The organism is Streptomyces sp. CB09001, assembly GCF_003369795.1.
Taxonomy (GTDB): Bacteria; Actinomycetota; Actinomycetes; order Streptomycetales; family Streptomycetaceae; genus Streptomyces.
Genome location: NZ_CP026730.1, coordinates 7,469,685 through 7,487,176, shown reverse-complemented (window position 1 = coordinate 7,487,176; position 17,492 = coordinate 7,469,685). Strand labels below are relative to the sequence as shown.

Below are 17,492 nucleotides of genomic sequence, written 5' to 3'. Positions count from 1 at the left end.
GCGGGAGGACGAGGCGGGAGGCCGGAAGGCAGGAGGCCGGAAGGCGGGCGGCCCGCGCGGGGCTACCGAAGAGTGAGCGCTCCGGACGGGCAGGCCCGCACGGCCGCACGCACGGCGTCCGACTCGGCAGCGGAGGGCCTCTCGGCGAGCACGCGCACGAGCCCGTCCTCCTCGTCCTGGTCGAAGACACCCGGCGCGGCGAGGACACACTGCCCCGCCCCGACACACCGGTCCCGCTCGGCGCCGACTCTCCCGGATCCGAACGCCTGGCCTGCCAAGGTCATGAGGGCCCCTCCCCTGCAGCCGCGGGCGCGGCCGACACGCGATGCCCAGACGTTAATAGAAAACGACATTCATCTTCAACCATCAGTCCGCACCGTCGAGCCCTCTCCTGCCCAGCCATCGCCACACAGGAGACAGAAAGACGACCGTCAGGATGTCGAAATGTCGATCAAAACAGATCAAACTTCCTGAACAACGCTGGAATCGCCAGAAGGGGCGAGGCTCGATTCGACCGCCCCGCCGAGAAAATTAGGCGACAGTCTCATTGACGGACGACTTTGAAGACGACCACCCTGTTCCGCGTGTTCCACGCCAGAGACCCGCACCGGTTCTCAGGAACCTGGACAGAGAGGTCGGACAGTGAGACTGAAACGGTTGACGACCGCGCTCACGGCGCTCTTGGTCACCGCCGCCGCCGGAGCACCAGCTGTGGCGGGCCCACCCGAACGGGTGTCCCGGCCAGGTGAGTACGCCGGCTACGCCCCCGTGCTCTACGACGAGTGGGTGCGCACCTCGCGGTACCTGCCCACTCGGGACGGCACCCGGCTCGCCGTCGACCTCTACCGTCCTGCCGTGAACGGCAAGGCGGTCGAGCGTCCCTTCCCGGTGCTGTGGGAGCACCAGTTGAGCAGGGCCTCGCGCGCCGAGGACGGCTCGGTCGACCTGCGCGGGGTCACCAGCGGCATGGCCGAACTCACCAAGTACGGCTACACGGTGGCGTTCGTCGACCGCCGGGGCAACGGCGCCTCCTTCGGCACCATGACGGGCTATCACTCCCGCACGGAGGCGTCCGACGCCTACGACGTCACCGAATGGCTGGCCGCACAGCCCTGGAGCGACGGCCAGGTGGGCGTGTTCGGCTGCTCCAACACGGGCGACGCGGCGATGCAGGCGGCGACCGTGGGCGCACCCCACCTCAAGGCCGTCTTCGCGGGCAACTACTCCTTCCACAAGTACGACGCCTTCCAGCGGGGCGGGATCAGGGCCAACTGGGGTGTGGGGCCCAACCGCACGCCTGCGGAAGACCTGCGCAACCTGCCGGTCGACGCGGACGGGGACGGCGCGCTGCTTCGTCGGGCGGTGGAGGAGCACCGGGCGAACACTTCCCTGAAGGACATGTGGCGGGCGGCCCCCTACCGGGACAGCGAGGTCGCCTCGGTCGGCACGCGGCCGTGGCTCGAGTACAGCGTCGCCACCTACCGGGACGCGATCGAGCGCTCCGGCGTCCCCGTCTACAGCTTCGACGGCTGGGAGGACGACTTCCGCAAGGAGAGTCTGGTCAGCGCGGCGACCTTGTCGAACCCGCACAAGGTTCTCGTCGGCCCGTGGCCGCACTGCGGCAACGAGGGCTTCGACATCGTCGCCGAGCGGCACCGGTTCTTCGACTACTGGCTCAAGGGCGTCGACAACGGCATCATGCAGGAGCCGCCGCTGCACTACTACACCGGTTCGTCCGACGGCACGGGACGGTGGCGCGACGCCCGGCAGTGGCCGCCGAACCCGCCTGCCCGCCAGACTCGCTACTACCTGGGCGGCGGCGGCAGCGGCACCGTCGACTCGGTCAACGACGGCACACTGGACCGCTCACGGCCACGCGGCCACGGCGCCGGTGACGCCTACCGGGTCGACTACTCGGTGAGCTGCCCGGAGCCGGTGGGGCTCGCGCAGACCTGCCCCCAGGACGAGAAGGGGCTGACCTACACCACGGCTCCGCTGCGGGACGACACCGAACTCACCGGCCACCCCGAAGTCTCGCTGCGCCTGTCCTCCACCGCGCCCGACGGCAACGTCTTCGCCTACCTCTCCGACGTCGCCCCGGACGGCACGGTACGCATCCTCACCGACGGTCGGCTCCGCCTCGCGCTGCGCGGCACGCAGCGGGCGCCCTACGACGTGCTCGGCACACCCTGGCACCGCGGCAACGCCGACGATGCCGACCCCATGCCCGAGGGCCGCGCGGAACGCGTCGACTTCGACATGCTCCCCCTTTCCGCGGTGGTGCCCGCCGGGCACCGGCTGCGGGTGACCGTCACCGGAGCCGACGTGCGCGAGAGTGACCGCACCGAGCTGAGCCCGGCCCCCGTGTACACCGTGCACCGCGAGCCGTCCCGCGCATCGTCGATCACCCTTCCGATCGCGTGGTGAGCGTCGTGACGAGGAGAAGGACGAAGGGAGCGCGAAGGCTGCGCGACGCCGTCGCCGTGTGCCTGGCTGCCGTCGGAGTGGCGGCGCTCGCCGCCCCGACGGCGGCTGCCGCGCCGCGCGGCACCGGGCCGTGTCCCGGAGGGAGCCCCGCCGACGTGACCTGTACGGGAGGGGAGCTGGCCGACGGCACGCCGTACCGGTTCGTGGTCCCCGACCGCTGGAACGGCGTGGTGATCGTCGACCTCGACTTCGCGAGCCGCCCCGCCGAGGAGGCGCTGACGGCGGAACTCACCGGGCGGGGTTACGCCGTGGGCGGCACCACCCGCGACGTCACCGGCTGGCGCATCGCCGAGGCCATCGACAACCAGGCCTCCGCCCTCGGGCGGTTCGAGGAGGCCGTCGGCCGTCCCCGGTGGGCCGTCGCCTCCGGCCGCTCGATGGGCGGATTCGTGTCGGCGGGCGTCGCGCAGGTCCACCCCGGCGTCTTCGACGCCGCCGTCCCCTTCTGCGGTGGTCTCGGCGGCGCCGTAGGGCAGTGGAACCAGAAGCTGGACACCGTCTTCACGCTGAAGAACCTGCTCTTCGCGGGCAGTACGCTGCCGGTCACGGAGATTCCCGCGGACACCGGACGGGCCACCGCGGCCTGGAGGTCGGCGCTGGCCTCGGCCCAGGAGACCCCTGCGGGCCGTGCCCGGATCGCGCTGGCCGCGGCGATCGGGCAGTTGCCGGGCTGGGGCCTGGACGCGGGCGGGGCGGCCACGCCGATGCCCGATCCCGGCGACGCGGACGCCGTGCAGGAGGGCATGTACCTGGCGCTCGCCGGCGGCGCGCAGCCGTACATCGGCCAGGCGATGAGCAGCCGGCGGGCCATCGAGACGCTGGCGGGCGGCAACCCCTCGTGGAACACCGGCATCGACTACGCCCGTCAGTTCGCGTCGGCGAGCCCGGAGCAGCGGCGCACGGTCCGGGAGCTGTATGCCCGTGCCGGCCTGGCCCTCCACGCCGACCTTGGGATCCTGTCCCGTGCGCCGAGGATCGGGGCCGACCCGGCGGCGGTGGCGTACCTGGAGAAGGGCATCGTCTTCGACGGTGACCTGGCGGTCCCGGTGCTCACGGTCAATCCGATCGGCGACCAGATCTCCACCGTCGCCCAGCAGCAGTCGTACGGAGAGGCGGCGCGCGCGGCCGGGAAGGCGGCGCTGCTGCGGCAGAGCTACGTGCGGTCCGTCGGGCACTGCGGTTTCACGCCCGGCGAGCAGGTCGCGGCGATCACGGCGATGACGGAGCGACTGAGGACCGGGCACTGGTCCGGCTCGGCCACCCCGGACGGCCTGAACCGGTTGGCCCGCCGGGCCGGGGAGACGCCGGGCCGCTACGTGCACTACCGACCGCCCGTCTTCAACCGCCCCTACGTCGGCTGACCGGCCGACCCCGGCCCCAAGGGCCCCGCCGGACGCTCGTCCTGCGGCGCCCTTGGGGTCCGGAAGACTACCCGCGCGCGTCGAGCGGCGTCTCGCGGACCAGGAGTACGGCGGCGAGGGCGGCCGCCGCGAGCGGTGCGGCCACGAGGAGGACGGGCGCGAGACCCGCCGTGCAGGAGGCCCGAACGGAGTCCGCGACCTGGGCGGACAGTTCGGCCACGCGCTCCGAGGTGCCCAGCTCCCCGGCGATCGTCGGCAGCGCGATGCCGACGATCGTGTTGGTGAGCGAACCGACGAACCGGGCGGCCGGCGCCCCGGAGAGCACCCTCCGCAGGGCCGGCGCCGGTTCAGTCAGCGGCGAGGACGTGCCCGTCGAGCCAGTCGCCGACGGTGCGGGTGAGCGCGTCGCCGTCGGCGCCGCGGGCGTCCACGTTGTCGGCGTGCAGTTCGAGCACCGGGATGCCGGCGGCCTCGAGGGCACGGGTGGTGAAGTAGCTGCCCCGGGCGTCCTCGGAGACCAGGTGCACCACGCCGTCGACGCCGTGGAGGCGGGCCTCCTTCACGTACCACTCGGCCGACCAGGGCGGCGTGTAGAGCTGGTCGGAGAAGGCTGCGAAGCGGGCGGCGAGGGCGCGCAGCGGGTCGCCGCCGTAGCGCAGGTAGCCGTCGGCGGCGATCGCGAGGTACATGGACCAGACGAACACCGCGCCGTGGCTCTCCTCGAAGCGCCGGTAGAAGTCGAGGTCGAACCAGAGCCCGCGGCCGATCCACATGAGCCTGGCCCGTTCCTCCGGGCCGACGGACATGCCGGTGGACACGCGCTCGGCGACCTCGTCGTGGAAGGCGCGGGCGGCGTCGCGCGCCCAGGTGGTGCCGCGGTGCCACTGCGGGATCATCACGCTGGGGATGCTGTCGTTGACGGGCAGCGGGCAGGGACGTGCCCGGGCGATCAGGTCGCGGGTGCGGCGGTTCCACTCCTGCTGCTCGTTGACGAGGGTCATGACCTCGGCGAAGCGGGTCTCGGAGAAGACTCGGCCGGTGGTCTGCTCCAGGAACCTGATGAGGCCTTCGAGTTCGCCGGTCATGAGGTCCAGGCGGTCGCTGCCGACGGCCCGCTCCCAGTCCCGTGGCATCAGTTCCCACCAGCGGGTGGGGACGTCGTTCTCGGCGGCGCTCTCCAGAGGGTAGAAGGAGACGCCGGGCTGGGTGTCCCAGATGTCGAAGATCTTCCGGGAGGCGTCGCCCGTTGTCTCCGCGAGGACGATGGAGGGCCGGGGCAGTCCGCCCCAGGGCGCGTTCGCCGGGTCCGGGTCGAAGGCCGAGGCCAGGGGGATGGAGCTGTACTGCTCGCTGTCGTCGGGGTAGCCCCGCTCGCGCAGGAGACCGAGGTAGTCCTGGGCGCGTCGTTTGGCCGTGACGATCGAGGACCACCACTGGTTGACGACGTACGGGATGCCCATGGCGCGGAAGATCTCCTGGGGGGCGTCGGCGTTGACCAGCGCGAGGTGCCCGCCGTCCGCGACTTCCTTCCCGAGGTCGGCGAACCACTGCCGCTGGTGGGCGGTCGCCGCCGACGCGGAGGCCAGTCGGGCGGCGCTCATCGGGCGACCTCCGCCCGGGCACGCGACCCGGTCGGTCGCATCGTCCTCCTCAGCCCCGCCAGCTCCTCGGCCGCCTCGGCGCCGAGCGCGCCGTACGGCTGCCGGTTCAGCAGCACGGCCGGCAGTCCGGTCGCCTCCCGCTGGGCCGGGTAGTCCCAGCCCGGGGCGTCGTCGCGCACCCGGGCGTAGCAGACGAGTGCCTGCGCACCGCACTCCCGCGCGGCACGCCGGGTGTGTCCGGCGCGGGCGCGGATCGAGGCGCGGGGGGCCGCGGGCCCGTTGTACTGGTAGCGCTCGGCGAGCGCGGCCTCGGTGGGGGCGGCGGTCCGGCGCAGGAAGAGCAGGTCCCCCCAGTCGTGGTCCTCGCCGACGACGAACAGGCCGCCGTCCTCCAGGGCGGTGTAGACGTGTCCCGTGTCGTGCGGGCTTCCGGTGAGGAACACTCTGAGTCCTTCGTGCTCGGGCAGGTGGTCCGCCTCGGTGAGCAGTTCTTCGAGGAGTGCGGTGGCACGCCCGACGGGCAGTGCGGTGGTCGCGGCCACGACGGTGAGCGTCTGAGTACCGGTGAGGCGGGGCGGCCGCGACCGGCGCAGGGCGGCGACCCGGGTGAGCAGCTCCCGGAGCCGGTCGTGGGCGGTGATGGCGTCGGCGAGTGCACGGTCGTCGATCGGCCGGCCGGCCCAGGTCTCGACGGTGGCGCGCAACTGGGCGAGCTTGGCGCGCACGTAGCGCGTGGTCGTGCGGTGCGGCAGGTGCAGTACGTCGACCAGGTGCACCGGCGGCAGGGCCAGGGCGGGGTCCACCCGGCGCAGCTCGCGCAGTGCGTAGAACAACCGCAGGGACGCCTCGCAGTCGTGGGAGACGACGATGCCGTCCAGCGGGCCGAAGTCGCCTGCGAGCAGGCGGGTGAGGACGGAGCGGGCCGCCGGGTCCAGGCCGGTGCCGAGGTAGCGGTCGCCGGCCGTGCTCGGGGTGCCGGGGCTCCCGGACAGGCGCAGGGGCAGCAGTCCGGCGGCGGTGATGTACTCGACGGGGACGTCGGCGCCGACGTAGCCGATCACCCCGCCGTGGTGGCGTGCTCTGAACTCGTCGGCGGCCGCGCGGCGGTCGGTGCCGTGGGAGGTGAGCCGCGCGAGGGCAGCGGACATGGGGAGTTCCTCCAGGTGGTGCGGGTGTGCGGTGGAGCGGCGACCCGGGTGCGGCGGGATCAGATCACCGACTCGGCGGCCAGCTCGGCGAGTTCCTCGGGGCTGTAGCCGAGCCGCTCGCGGTACACCGTGTCGTTGTGCTCGCCGAGCGCCGGCGCGGGCCGGTCGAAGCCGGCGCGGGCGGCGGAGAACCTGATGGGGACGCCGGTGGTGGCCAGGCCTTCGACGGGGCCGTGCGTCGGGTGGGTGACGGGGACGACCTCCTCGCGCTGCCGCACGAGCGGGTCCCGTACGGCGTCCCTGGGGTCGCGCACCTCGGCGGCCGGCACGCCGTGCTCGGTGAACGCGTCGAGCGCCTCGGCCGTGGGGCGGGCGCTGCTCCACTCCCGGATCAGGGCGTGGATCTCGTCGGCGTGGCGGACCCGCTGGTCGCGGCTGTGGAAGCGGGCGTCGTCGATCAGGTCGGGCCGGCCGACGGCGCGCAGGGCACCGTGGGCGAAGGCGTCGGTGGGCGCGGACAGGGCTATGTGGCCGTCGGCGGTGGGCAGGATGCCGAAGGGGGCGAGGCGCGGGACCATCGCGCCGGTGCGCTGCGGCATGCCGACCGCCGCGAAGGCGTCGAAGGGCTCGCACGCCACCAGAGAGGTGAGTGCCCCGAGCATGGAGACGTCGACGTGCTGTCCCTCGCCGCTCTGGTCGGCCTGCATGAGCGCCGACAGGGTGCCGATGACCGCGAACAGCGGGGCGAGCATGTCGCCGACGGGCAGTCCGAAGCGCACCGGTCCCTCCTCCGGTTCGCCCGCGGTGAGCATGACGCCGGACAGCGCCTGGATGATGGAGTCCATCGCCTTGCCGGAGCCGGGGCCGCCCTGGCTGCCGAAGCCGGTGATGGACGTGTAGACGAGCCGCGGGTTGAGCTCGTGGACGGCGGCGTAGTCGATGCCGAGGCGGCCGGTGACGCCGGGACTGTAGTTCTCCACGAGGATGTCGGCGTCGCGTACGAGGTCCTCGAACACCCGCCGGGAGCGCGCGTCCTTGAGGTTGAGGGTGACGCTGAGCTTGTTGCGGCCGCGGGCGAGCATCGAGACCGACATGTCGTCGGGGCTCCGCCGGGACACGGAGAGGCCGTCGCCGCCGACGTAGGGGGCGTTGTTGCGCGAGGAGTCACCGCCGGTGGCCGGGTTCTCGACCTTGATGACGGTGGCTCCGAGCCCGGCCAGGAGCAGGGTGGCGTAGGGGCCGGCCAGCGCGGTGGTCAGGTCGATGACGGTCCGTCCGGCCAGTGGCTGGTCGCTCATGATGCCCTCTCGGTGTTCAGCTCGATCGTGACGCGGCCGTCCTCGCGGACGAACCGGCCGTTCAGGCCCGCGGCGCGGGTGATGTGCTCGATGTAGTCGGTGACCCGTCGGCCCTCGTCGGTGTCGCCGCAGGGCACCGGGCGCCCCCGGTCGTCGATCCGGCAGGGTTCGAAGCCCGCCTCGACGAGTCCCTCGCCGTCGAAACGGCACACGGCGATCGCGGTGTTGCGGCTCTCCGGGTGGAAGGGGTAGGCGGGCATGTCGGGATCCGGCGCGAAGCCGTACAGCTCCTTGCGGCGGCGGGCCCATGCGGTCAGTTCCGCGCTGGAGCGGCTGCTCGCGTCCGGTGTCAGCGCACGGGTGACCGTGACGAAGTTGCCGAGGCCGTGGAAGATCGGGCGGCCCCGGTAGGTCTCGATGCCGCGCATGATGTGGGCGTGGTGGCCGAAGACGGCGTCGGCGCCGGCGTCGATGGCGGCGCGGGCCACCGGTGACTCGTACATGGCGACGGCGGCGGGGGTGTGGCCGACGCCCTTGTGGAGACCGACGAGGACGACGTCGGCACGCTCGCGCAGGGCCGCCACGTCGGTCTGGAGGCGGGTCAGGCTGTCCGGGTCGGCGAAGGTGTAGGTCTTCGGCGGGCCGCCGGGGCTGGCGTGGTCGAGTTCGTAGTGGGTGAGGACGTGGACGTAGGCGCACCCCGCCTTGCGCGAAGTGGCCCAGGACTCGCGCGGGCCCACGCAGTTGTAGGAGAGGACACCGATCCGCAGCCCGCCGCGCTCGACCAGGGCGGGGGTGCTCGCCTCGTCGAGGTTGGCTCCGGCGCCGACGGTGGCCAGGCCGGCCCGACGGGCGTGCGCGACGGTGTCGGCGACCCCGGTGTCGCCCGCGTCGTAGATGTGGTTCCCGGCGAGCGTGACGATGTCGAAGCCGGCCTGGGCGAGCGCCGTGAGGGCGGCGGGGTCGGCCGGGGGCGCGGGGACGTCGGTGCTCTGCTGGACGGTGGTGGTCGAGTGCGGGACCTCGACGTGCCCGACGGTGACGTCCGCGGCGCTCAGCAGGGGTGCCGAGGGGGCCAGGAACGAGGCGGGATCGGGCTCGTCGAGGATGAGGTCCCCGACCGAGGCGACGGTGATCACGAGACGGGCTCCTGAGGTGAGTCGTTGCTGTCGCGGTGCCGGGCGAGGAACGAACGCAGGCGCGCGGTACGGGGGTTGGTGAGCATCTCGTCGGGCGTTCCGCTCTCGACGATGCGGCCCGCCTCCATGAAGACGCAGCGGTCGGCGACCTCGCGGGCGAAGGCGATCTCGTGGGTCACCACGACCATCGTCATGCCCTCGGTGGCCAGCTTCCGCATGACGGCGAGTACTTCGTCGACGAGTTCGGGATCGAGGGCGCTGGTGGGTTCGTCGAAGAGCATCACGCGCGGCCGGGCCGCGACGGCCCGCGCGATCGCCACCCGCTGCTGCTGGCCTCCGGAGAGCTGACGCGGGTAGTGGGCGGCGCGGTCGGCGAGCCCGACGCGTGCGAGCAGATCGCGTCCCTCGGCCTCGGCCTCCTCGCGGGACCTGCCGTGGACGCGGACCGGGGCCTCGGTGATGTTGCGGAGCACGGTGAAGTGCGGGATGAGGTGGAACTGCTGGAAGACCATGCTCATCCGGCCGCGCTGGGCGGCGACCCGGCGGGCGTTGAGGGGGCGCAGGGCGCCGCGGTGGTGTTCGTGGCCGAGCAGTTCGCCGTCCAGGTAGATCGCGCCGGAGTCGATGGTCTCCAGCTGGTGCACGCACCGGATGAGGGTGGACTTGCCGGAGCCGGAGGGCCCGATGATCGTGACGACCTCTCCGTCGGCGACGTCGAGGTCGACTCCGTCGAGGGCGGCGTGGTCGCCGAAGTTCTTGCGTATGCCCCGCACGCGCAGGGCGGGTCCAGTGGTCATGCGGACGCTCCGTCTGTGGTCTTCTTCGGGCGGCGGGTCGGGCCGCCGGCGGTGTGGCCCCTGGAGAAGTGCCGTTCCAGCCAGCGCTGTCCGACGGTGAACAGGGTGACCACGGCGAGGTACCAGAGACAGGCCACGATGAGCATGGGGACGATCTCGTAGGTGCGGTTGTAGACGACCTGGACCGAGTGCAGCAGGTCGGACATGGCGATCACCGAGACCAGCGCCGTCCCCTTGAGCACGCTGATGAACTGGCTGCCGGCCGGCGGGATGATCACGCGCATCGCCTGCGGGATCACCACCCGGAAGAAGGTCTGGACAGGGGTGAAGCCCATCGCCCGGGCCGCGTCGCGCTGTCCCTGCTCCACGCCCAGCAGTCCACCGCGGATGATCTCCGCCATGTACGCGGACTCGACCAGCGACAGGCCGATGACGGCGGCCGTGACCGGCGTGATCACCTCGTTGGCGTCCCAGGAGGCGAACTCCGGGCCGAAGGGGATGCCGAGGGAGATGCGCGGCAGGAGGTAGGCGAGGTTGAACCAGAAGATGAGCTGCACCAGGGGCGGGATGCCGCGGAACACGCCGATGTAGAGCGTGGCCGCCCAACGGACCGGCGGAAACTGGGACATCTGCGCCGCGGCGAGCACCGCGCCGACGACGGCGCCGACGACGGTGGCCGCGACGGCGAGCCACACCGTGGTGCCGAGCCCGGAGAGCACCGAGGGTTCGAAGAGGTACTCCGCGACGACGCCCCACTCCAGGCGCGGATTGGTCACCAGGAAGTGGACGAGGAGCACGGCGACGAGCGCGAGTACCGCGCCGGCCACCACCCGCCAGGGCCGCACGCGCCGCCTGGACAGGGCGACGTCGTCGGTCTTCGGGTCGGTGGGGATCCTGCTCTCCGTCAGTGGGATGGGTCCGGCCACGGTTCAGCTCTCTTTGCTGGCGATGTTGAGGACGGGTTTGTCGACCATCACGTCCTTCAGTCCCCAGTGCTCCATGACGCGTCGGTACTCACCGTCGTCGACGAGCTTCTGGAAGGCCTTCTGGATCACCGGGCCGAGCTTGCTCTCCTTGGGCACGAGGAGGGCGAGGTTGTCGGTGGTGGCGCCCTGCTCCTCGGTCTGGGTGACGTAGTCGTACTTCTCCGACTGGGACCCGGTGACGTCGATGGCGGCGGCCTGGGTCATCCCGGCGGCGTCGGCGCGGCCGGACTGGGCGGCGAGGAGGGTGGCGTTGGTGTCGTCGAGTCCGATCGACCTGGTGGCCTGCTTGCCCTGGTCGGTGCAGTACGCGGACAGCTTGGCCAGCTGACTCTCGACGACGCTCGACTTCACCACGGCGACCTGCTTTCCGCACAGGTCGGCGGCGGAGGAGATCCGGGTCTTGCCGGTCCTGGGCACGACGTAGGAGGTGCGGCTGGTCATCCAGGTGATGGTGTCGAACTGGCGCTCGCGTTCGACGGTGGCCTGCACGGGCCCGTTGAAGCCGTTGTAGCGTCCGCTGAGCATGCCCTGGAGCGCGGCGGGGAGGTTGTTCACGATCTTGATCTCGGTGCGTACTCCGAGTACCTGCCCGAGTGCTTCCTGCAGGTCCTGGTCGATGCCCGTCACGGAGCCGTCGGCGCCCACCGAGCGGAAGGGCGGGTGCGAGTCACCCGCGAACCGCAGGACACCCGAGTCCCTGACCGACTGCGGCAGTGCGTCGTGGAGCGCGGTCACCTCGGGAATGGAGGGCTTGGAGACGCCGTCCTCCTCGTCCGCGGCGCAGCCGGCGAGTGCCACGGCGGAGACGAGCGCGGTCGTGAGGGTGCAACATGTTCGCCACCGACGGTGGCCTCGAAAGTTACGCATGAAGGTGTTCCCTTGCATGGGAGGAGATCCGCGTCATTGTCGGTATCGATGCCGAGCGTCGCACGAGGTGTCGCCTATGACAAGAGTCGTGCGATACTTCGACGCGACGCGAAGACCCCTGAGGGAACCGAGGTGCCATGGGGAAGGACCTGCCGAAGGCCGAGCTGCCCCGGGCTCAGAACGGGGCGGAGCCCCAGCTCCTGCTGACGTCCCTGCTGGGCGACTTCTGGTACTGGCGCGACGAACACATCCCCGCCACAGCCCTGGTGAGACTGCTCGCCGACTTCGACGTGACGTCCGACGGCGCCAGAGCCGCGATGCGCCGGCTGGCGACCCGCGGGCTCCTGGACACCTCCCGCAGCGGACGCACCACGGCGTACGGGATCCCGGCGCGCACCTCCGAGGTGATCGTCGAACGCACGCACCGGATGCTGACCTTCGGCACGACCGCGCCCGAGTGGGACGGACAGTGGACGGTCGTCGCGTTTTCCGTCCCCGAGCAGGCCCGCGGTCTTCGCACCGCGCTCCGCTCCCGGCTGCGGCTGCTGCGGTTCGCCGCGCTGTACGACGGCGTATGGGTGTCACCCCACGACCTCGGCGCCGACGCGCAGGCACTGCTGCGGGAACTCGGCATCGAGACGGCGACCGTACTGCGCTGCGCGGCGGTGCCCGGCACTCGCCGGGGCGACCCGGTCTCGGCGTTCGACCTGACGTCGCTGAGCAAGGAGTACCGCGCCTTCACCGAACGCTACGAGCCGGTGCTGCAAAGCCTCGCGGCGGGCCTGATCAGTCCGGCCGAGGCACTGCGCACCCGCACCGAACTCCGGGTGGCCTGGCGGCGGTTCCCCGAGACCGACCCGGACCTGCCGGCCGAGCTGCTGCCGTCCGACTGGGACCGGCCGCGTGCCCAGCAGGTCTTCCTGGAGATCTACGACCGCCTGGGCCCCCTGGCCGAGCTGCGGTTCCGGCAGATCCTCGGCACGGTCTCACCCGCTCTGGCAGAACTGGTCTCCCATCACGACTCCGCGGCCATAGCCGACCTGTACGCCTCACTGGGCGACCGCAGGGCGCACGGGGACACCCCGTTCGAGCAGGCGGCGGCGGCCCGGCGGCTGGACGAGGTGACGCACTCGAAGTCCTGAACCGGGCAGCCGGACCCGGGCCCGGCCACACGTCACCCGCGCCGCGAGTCACCCGGCTCGGTCAGGACAGCGCGCGGTGCGCGCTCTTCAGGGCGTCACGGAAGCGCTGGACGTCGGCGGGGCCGAGCTCCGCCACCATGCGCCGCTCCAGGAGCCGGGCCGGTTCGGCGTAGTCCGCGAGCAGCCGTCGTCCGGCGTCCGCGAGCAGGATCACCTTCTCCCGCCGGTTCGACGGGTTCGGCTCGCGTCGCACCAGACCCCGGTTCTCCAGCGCGCGCACCATGTCCGCCATGGACTGCGCCGTCACGAACGAGTCGCGGGCCAACTGCGCGGCGGAGATGCCGTCGTGGCGTTCCAGCACGGTCAGCGCCGTGTACTGCAGCGCGGTGACACCGGCGGGCTTGAGCACGTCCTCCAGGCGCGCGCGGACCACGAGCTCGGTCCGCTTGAGCAGGTAGAGCAGCGACGGCCCCGCTCCGGTCTCGGATCCGGCCTCCTCCGCGGGCCGGTCCGGCGTTCGCGTGCGCGTCATCCTGTGCCTCCACCGACTGCCGATCCGTGTCTCACGGTGGACCACCCTAAGCCATTGACAGGATTCCTGTTAAAAGAGAACACTGAAGCCAACCGACAGGATTCCTGTCGATCAATCGTGGGTGCCGGGCCGGTCTGCCGCACCGCTCCACAGGAATCCCACCGCCATCAGGAAGAGGCACTGTCATGGATCTGCAGGGCAAGGTCGCCGTCGTCACCGGGAGCGGACGCGGACTGGGACTCGCCTACGCCCGGGCCCTGGCCGCCGCGGGCGCCGCCGTCGTGGTCAACGACGTCGACGCCGAGGTGGTCGACGAGGCGGTCGGCGCCATCACCGCGGCCGGCGGCAGGGCCACCGGCGTCGTGGCCGCCGTGGGCGACGGCGAGGCCGCCGAACAGCTCACCGAGGCGGCGGTGCGCGAGTTCGGCCGGCTGGACGTCCTCGTCACCAACGCCGGCATCCTCCGCGACCGGGTGCTGTGGAAGATGACGGACGACGACTTCGACTCCGTGGTCAAGGTCCACCTGCGCGGCACCTTCACCTGCGCCCGGGCCGCGGCGGTGCGGATGCGCGAGCAGGGTGAGGGCGGACGGCTGATCCTGATCTCCTCCCCCGCCGGCCAGCGCGGCAACTTCGGCCAGACCAACTACGCCGCCGCCAAGGCCGGCATCGTGGCGATGGCCCGGACCTGGGCACTCGAGCTGGCCCGGGCGGGCATCACCGTCAACGCGGTCGTCCCCGTCGCCGCCACCGAGATGACCAAGACCATCCCGGCCTTCGCCCCGGTCATCGAGGAGGCCGAGCGCACCGGCGCGCCCCTGCCGGACTGGCTGCGCAAGGACGAGGGACTGGGCACCGTCGAGGACGTGGCCGGTCTGATCACCTTCCTCGCCTCGGACACCGCCAAGGACGTCACCGGGCAGGCCATCGGCATCGGCGGCGACCGGCTGGCCCTGTGGGCCCACCCCAAGGAGGCGGCGGTCGCCTTCGCCGACGGCGGCTGGAGCGCCGACGCGATCGGCGAGCGCTGGCACGACGGCGTCGGCGCCGCCCCCGAGACGTTCGGCATCCCCGCTCCCAAGGCACCGGAGGCCTGACATGAGCGATCCGGTCATCGATGTCGACGCCCTGACCGCCATCGACGTCCACACCCACGCGGAGATCTCCCGCACCGGTCACGGCGCCCTGAGTCCCGAGCTCTTCGGGGCCTCCGAGGAGTACTTCAAGGCGCACGGCCACCGGCAGCCGTCCATCGACGAGATGGCCGCGTACTACCGGGAACGGCACATGGCCGCCGTGGTGTTCACCGTGGACGCCGAACACGCCACCGGCCATCCGCGCATCGCCAACGGGGAGGTCGCCGAGAACTGCGCCGCCCACGCCGACGTGCTCGTCCCGTTCGCCAGTGTCGACCCGCACAAGGGCCGCGCGGGCGTACGCGAGGCACGCCGCCTGGTCGAGGAGTACGGGGTACGCGGCTTCAAGTTCCACCCCAGCATCCAGGCGTTCGCCCCGAACGACCGGATGGCCTACCCGCTCTACGAGGTCATCGAGGAACTCGGTGTGCCCGCACTGTTCCACACCGGGCAGACCGGGATCGGCGCCGGAGTGCCCGGGGGCGGCGGCATCCGGCTGAAGTACTCCAACCCCATGCTCGTCGACGACGTGGCCGTGGACTTCCCCGAACTGCGGATCATCCTGGCGCACCCGTCCTTCCCCTGGCAGGACGAGGCCCTCGCCGTCGCCACGCACAAGCCCTACGTCCACATCGACCTGTCGGGCTGGTCCCCGAAGTACTTCCCTCCGCAGCTGGTGCGGTACGCCAACACGCTGCTCAAGGACAAGGTGCTGTTCGGCTCCGACTACCCGGTCATCACCCCGGACCGCTGGCTGGCCGACTTCGAGAGGCTCGACATCAAACCCGAGGTCCGGCCCAGGATCCTCAAGGACAACGCCGCCCGCCTGCTCGGCCTGGTCAAGGACTGAGGGAGGACGCCGTGTTGAACCAAGGCATCGGCTCCTGGCCCGCCCGCCGGGCACGCAAGACCCCCGGGCGCACGGCCCTGGTCCACCGGGACGCCGAGATCACCTACCGCCTGCTGCACGAACGGGTCCTGCGTCTGGCGCACGGGCTGCGCGCCCTCGGCGTCGCCCGCGGCGACCGGGTCGCCCACCTGGGCCCCAACCACCCGGCCTTCCTGGAGACCCTGTTCGCGGCGGGTGCCCTCGGTGCCGTGTTCGTGCCGCTCAACACCCGCCTGACAGCACCCGAGTTGGCATACAGCCTCCGGGACTCGGGCAGTACGGTGCTGGTCCACGGCGCCGCGCAGGCCGGGACGGCCGCCGCGGCCGCCGCGGACGGCGGAGTCCGGCACCGCATCACCCTCGGCACGCCGGACGGTGAGGCCCGCGGCTACGAGGACCTGCTGGCGGGCAGTGACGCCGGTCCACTGGACGAGCCGGTCGCCCCGGACGATCCCTGCCTCATCATGTACACCTCCGGGACGACGGGCCGCCCCAAGGGCGCGGTGCTCTCGCACGCCAACATCACCTGGAACAGCGTCAACGTCCTCGTCGACACCGACCTGACCGGTGACGAGGTCACCCTGGTCGTCGCCCCGCTGTTCCACACCGCCGGGCTCAACATGACCTGCCTGCCGACCCTGCTCAAGGGGGGCCGGGTCGTGCTGCTGGAGGCCTTCGACCCGGGGACGGTGCTGGAGGTCGTCGAGCGCAGGCGCGTGACGTACATGTTCGGTGTGCCGACGATGTACGACGCGATGGCCGCCCATCCGCGCTGGCGGACGACCGACCTGTCCAGCCTGCGCACCGTGACCTGCGGCGGGTCACCCGTCCCGGCACGCACCATCGAGCGGTACCTCGCCCGCGGCCTGGCCTTCAGCCAGGGATACGGCATGACCGAGGCATCCCCCGGCGTGCTCTTCCTGGACCGGGAACAGACTTCGGCCAAGGCGGGTTCGGCGGGCGTCCCGCACTTCTTCACCGACACCCGGGTCGCCCTCGCCGACGGCAGTTCCGCAGAGCCCGGGCAGCGCGGCGAGGTCCTCGTCCAGGGACCCCACGTGATGTCCGGCTACTGGGGCCGCCCCGAGGACACCGCCGCGGCCTTCACCGACGACGGATGGCTGCGCACGGGCGACGTCGCCCGCACGGACGAGGACGGCTACGCCTACATCGTCGACCGGGTCAAGGACATGTTCGTCTCCGGCGGGGAGAACGTGTACCCGGCCGAAGTGGAGGACGCCCTGATGGGTCACCCGGCGGTGCGCGAGTGCGCCGTCGTCGGCGTGCCGGACGAGGTCTGGGGCGAGGTCGGTCACGCCGTCGTCGTCCTGGCGGCCGGCCGCCTCGCCGACGGGCCCGGGATCCTCGCGCATCTGCGGGGCCGGCTCGCCAAGTACAAGATCCCGAAGACCGTCGCCTTCGCCGCGGAACTGCCCCGGACGGCCTCCGGCAAGATCATCAAATCGGCAGTGCGCGAGGCCCGTCCGGCCCCCTCCCCCGAACCCACCAACCCGACCCCGTGGAAAGGCAGCACCCCGTGACCACCACCGCCCAGGGCCTCGAAGGCATCGTCTCCCTCGCCGGCCGCGACCTCGGCCGTACCGACTGGCTCGAGATCACGCAGGATCGCGTGAACACCTTCGCCGACGCCACCGACGACCACCAGTGGATCCACACCGACCCGGAGAAGGCCCAGCACGGCCCCTTCGGCGGCCCCATCGCCCACGGCTACCTCACCCTGTCCCTGATCATCCCGATGTTCGGCGACCTGCTGGAGATCTCCGGCATCTCCATGAGCGTCAACTACGGCCTGGAGAAGGTGCGCTTCCCGAGCCCCGTGCCGGTCGGCGCGAAGATCCGCCTGCACGGCGCGGTCGACTCGGTCGACGCGGTCAAGGGCAACGGGGTGCAGATGGCGCTGACCTTCACCGTGGAGGTCGAGGGCAGCGAGAAGCCGGCCTGCGTGGCACGGGCGGTGTACCGGCACTACGCCTGACCGGCGAGGCCGCGGCGCCCCCGGTCGTCCCGCCGGACGGCCGGGGCCGATGCCCGCCCGAGCGGCAACGCGTACGAGCACGTCAACGGGCACAGGGTTCCCGCGCACGGGCA

The 17,492-nt window shown here is 71.9% G+C and carries 17 protein-coding genes; 7 read left to right on the top strand and 10 right to left on the bottom strand.

Features of this window, described 5'->3' with window-relative positions; genetic code table 11:
* Positions 1-62: 62 nt before the first annotated feature.
* Positions 63-284, bottom strand: coding sequence for a ferredoxin (locus C4J65_RS34495; RefSeq protein WP_003971465.1), 222 nt, complete (start codon positions 282-284; stop codon positions 63-65).
* Between the two features lie 373 nt (positions 285-657).
* Here C4J65_RS34495 and C4J65_RS34490 point away from each other — a divergent pair, with 373 nt between their 5' ends.
* Together C4J65_RS34490 and C4J65_RS34485 are read left to right on the top strand one after the other, a co-directional pair.
* Positions 658-2,427, top strand: coding sequence for a CocE/NonD family hydrolase (locus tag C4J65_RS34490; protein ID WP_162833493.1), 1,770 nt, complete (start codon positions 658-660; stop codon positions 2,425-2,427).
* A 155-nt stretch (positions 2,428-2,582) separates the two neighbouring features.
* Entirely contained in the window at positions 2,583-3,848 is a 1,266-nt protein-coding gene (locus C4J65_RS34485; protein WP_115745991.1) for a hypothetical protein, read from the top strand.
* Positions 3,849-3,915: 67 nt separating this feature from the next.
* Here C4J65_RS34485 and C4J65_RS34480 read toward each other — a convergent pair whose 3' ends face one another.
* Genes C4J65_RS34480 through C4J65_RS34445 form a run of 8 tightly spaced genes read right to left on the bottom strand, consistent with a single transcriptional unit; the run spans position 3,916 to position 11,615 of the window.
* Positions 3,916-4,173, bottom strand: coding sequence for a hypothetical protein (locus C4J65_RS34480; protein WP_115745990.1), 258 nt, complete (start codon positions 4,171-4,173; stop codon positions 3,916-3,918).
* Between the two features lie 22 nt (positions 4,174-4,195).
* Complete coding sequence (locus tag C4J65_RS34475; RefSeq protein ID WP_115745989.1) at positions 4,196-5,449, bottom strand: 2-hydroxyacyl-CoA dehydratase family protein; 1,254 nt, start codon at positions 5,447-5,449, stop codon at positions 4,196-4,198.
* Positions 5,446-6,597, bottom strand: coding sequence for a 2-hydroxyacyl-CoA dehydratase family protein (locus tag C4J65_RS34470; RefSeq protein ID WP_115745988.1), 1,152 nt, complete (start codon positions 6,595-6,597; stop codon positions 5,446-5,448). The genes C4J65_RS34475 and C4J65_RS34470 overlap by 4 nt, the downstream gene beginning before the upstream one ends.
* A gap of 59 nt (positions 6,598-6,656) precedes the next feature.
* Complete coding sequence (locus C4J65_RS34465) at positions 6,657-7,895, bottom strand: CoA transferase (RefSeq protein WP_115745987.1); 1,239 nt, start codon at positions 7,893-7,895, stop codon at positions 6,657-6,659.
* Positions 7,892-9,034: a CapA family protein gene (locus tag C4J65_RS34460; protein WP_115745986.1), complete on the bottom strand. Its 1,143-nt coding sequence runs from the start codon at positions 9,032-9,034 to the stop codon at positions 7,892-7,894. Before C4J65_RS34460 ends, C4J65_RS34465 begins: the two co-directional genes overlap by 4 nt.
* Entirely contained in the window at positions 9,031-9,831 is an 801-nt protein-coding gene (locus tag C4J65_RS34455) for an amino acid ABC transporter ATP-binding protein (protein WP_115745985.1), read from the bottom strand. The genes C4J65_RS34460 and C4J65_RS34455 overlap by 4 nt, the downstream gene beginning before the upstream one ends.
* Positions 9,828-10,757, bottom strand: a complete 930-nt coding sequence (locus C4J65_RS34450; protein WP_205351114.1) for an amino acid ABC transporter permease — start codon at positions 10,755-10,757, stop codon at positions 9,828-9,830. The genes C4J65_RS34455 and C4J65_RS34450 overlap by 4 nt, the downstream gene beginning before the upstream one ends.
* 3 nt (positions 10,758-10,760) lie before the next feature.
* A complete protein-coding gene (locus C4J65_RS34445) occupies positions 10,761-11,615 on the bottom strand; it encodes a transporter substrate-binding domain-containing protein (protein WP_205351113.1) in 855 nt (284 codons plus the stop codon).
* A gap of 206 nt (positions 11,616-11,821) precedes the next feature.
* On the opposite strand from C4J65_RS34445, the gene C4J65_RS34440 reads away from it, so the two are divergent.
* Entirely contained in the window at positions 11,822-12,826 is a 1,005-nt protein-coding gene (locus C4J65_RS34440; protein ID WP_115745984.1) for a PaaX family transcriptional regulator C-terminal domain-containing protein, read from the top strand.
* A 61-nt stretch (positions 12,827-12,887) separates the two neighbouring features.
* Here C4J65_RS34440 and C4J65_RS34435 read toward each other — a convergent pair whose 3' ends face one another.
* The gene (locus tag C4J65_RS34435) at positions 12,888-13,358 is read right to left on the bottom strand and encodes a MarR family transcriptional regulator (protein ID WP_115745983.1); all 471 of its coding nucleotides are present in this window, start codon (positions 13,356-13,358) and stop codon (positions 12,888-12,890) included.
* Positions 13,359-13,543: 185 nt separating this feature from the next.
* Between C4J65_RS34435 and C4J65_RS34430 the strand changes: the two genes are divergently transcribed.
* The 4 genes from C4J65_RS34430 to C4J65_RS34415 are packed head-to-tail and all read left to right on the top strand — an operon-like array spanning position 13,544 to position 17,379.
* Entirely contained in the window at positions 13,544-14,455 is a 912-nt protein-coding gene (locus C4J65_RS34430; RefSeq protein ID WP_115745982.1) for an SDR family NAD(P)-dependent oxidoreductase, read from the top strand.
* A 16-nt stretch (positions 14,456-14,471) separates the two neighbouring features.
* Positions 14,472-15,344, top strand: a complete 873-nt coding sequence (locus C4J65_RS34425) for an amidohydrolase family protein (protein ID WP_275898189.1) — start codon at positions 14,472-14,474, stop codon at positions 15,342-15,344.
* A gap of 11 nt (positions 15,345-15,355) precedes the next feature.
* Positions 15,356-16,924, top strand: a complete 1,569-nt coding sequence (locus tag C4J65_RS34420) for a long-chain fatty acid--CoA ligase (RefSeq protein ID WP_115745980.1) — start codon at positions 15,356-15,358, stop codon at positions 16,922-16,924.
* Positions 16,921-17,379, top strand: a complete 459-nt coding sequence (locus C4J65_RS34415) for a MaoC family dehydratase (protein WP_115745979.1) — start codon at positions 16,921-16,923, stop codon at positions 17,377-17,379. Before C4J65_RS34420 ends, C4J65_RS34415 begins: the two co-directional genes overlap by 4 nt.
* Positions 17,380-17,492 lie beyond the last annotated feature (113 nt).

Bases quoted from the DNA above. Each gene is read 5' to 3' on its own strand.
- C4J65_RS34430 (WP_115745982.1), top strand. From the start codon at position 13,544: ATGGATCTGCAGGGCAAGGTCGCCGTCGTCACCGGGAGCGGACGCGGA.
- C4J65_RS34435 (WP_115745983.1), bottom strand. From the start codon at position 13,358: ATGACGCGCACGCGAACGCCGGACCGGCCCGCGGAGGAGGCCGGATCC.
- C4J65_RS34455 (WP_115745985.1), bottom strand. From the start codon at position 9,831: ATGACCACTGGACCCGCCCTGCGCGTGCGGGGCATACGCAAGAACTTC.
- C4J65_RS34470 (WP_115745988.1), bottom strand. From the start codon at position 6,597: ATGTCCGCTGCCCTCGCGCGGCTCACCTCCCACGGCACCGACCGCCGC.
- C4J65_RS34465 (WP_115745987.1), bottom strand. From the start codon at position 7,895: ATGAGCGACCAGCCACTGGCCGGACGGACCGTCATCGACCTGACCACC.
- C4J65_RS34440 (WP_115745984.1), top strand. From the start codon at position 11,822: ATGGGGAAGGACCTGCCGAAGGCCGAGCTGCCCCGGGCTCAGAACGGG.
- C4J65_RS34495 (WP_003971465.1), bottom strand. From the start codon at position 284: ATGACCTTGGCAGGCCAGGCGTTCGGATCCGGGAGAGTCGGCGCCGAG.
- C4J65_RS34475 (WP_115745989.1), bottom strand. From the start codon at position 5,449: ATGAGCGCCGCCCGACTGGCCTCCGCGTCGGCGGCGACCGCCCACCAG.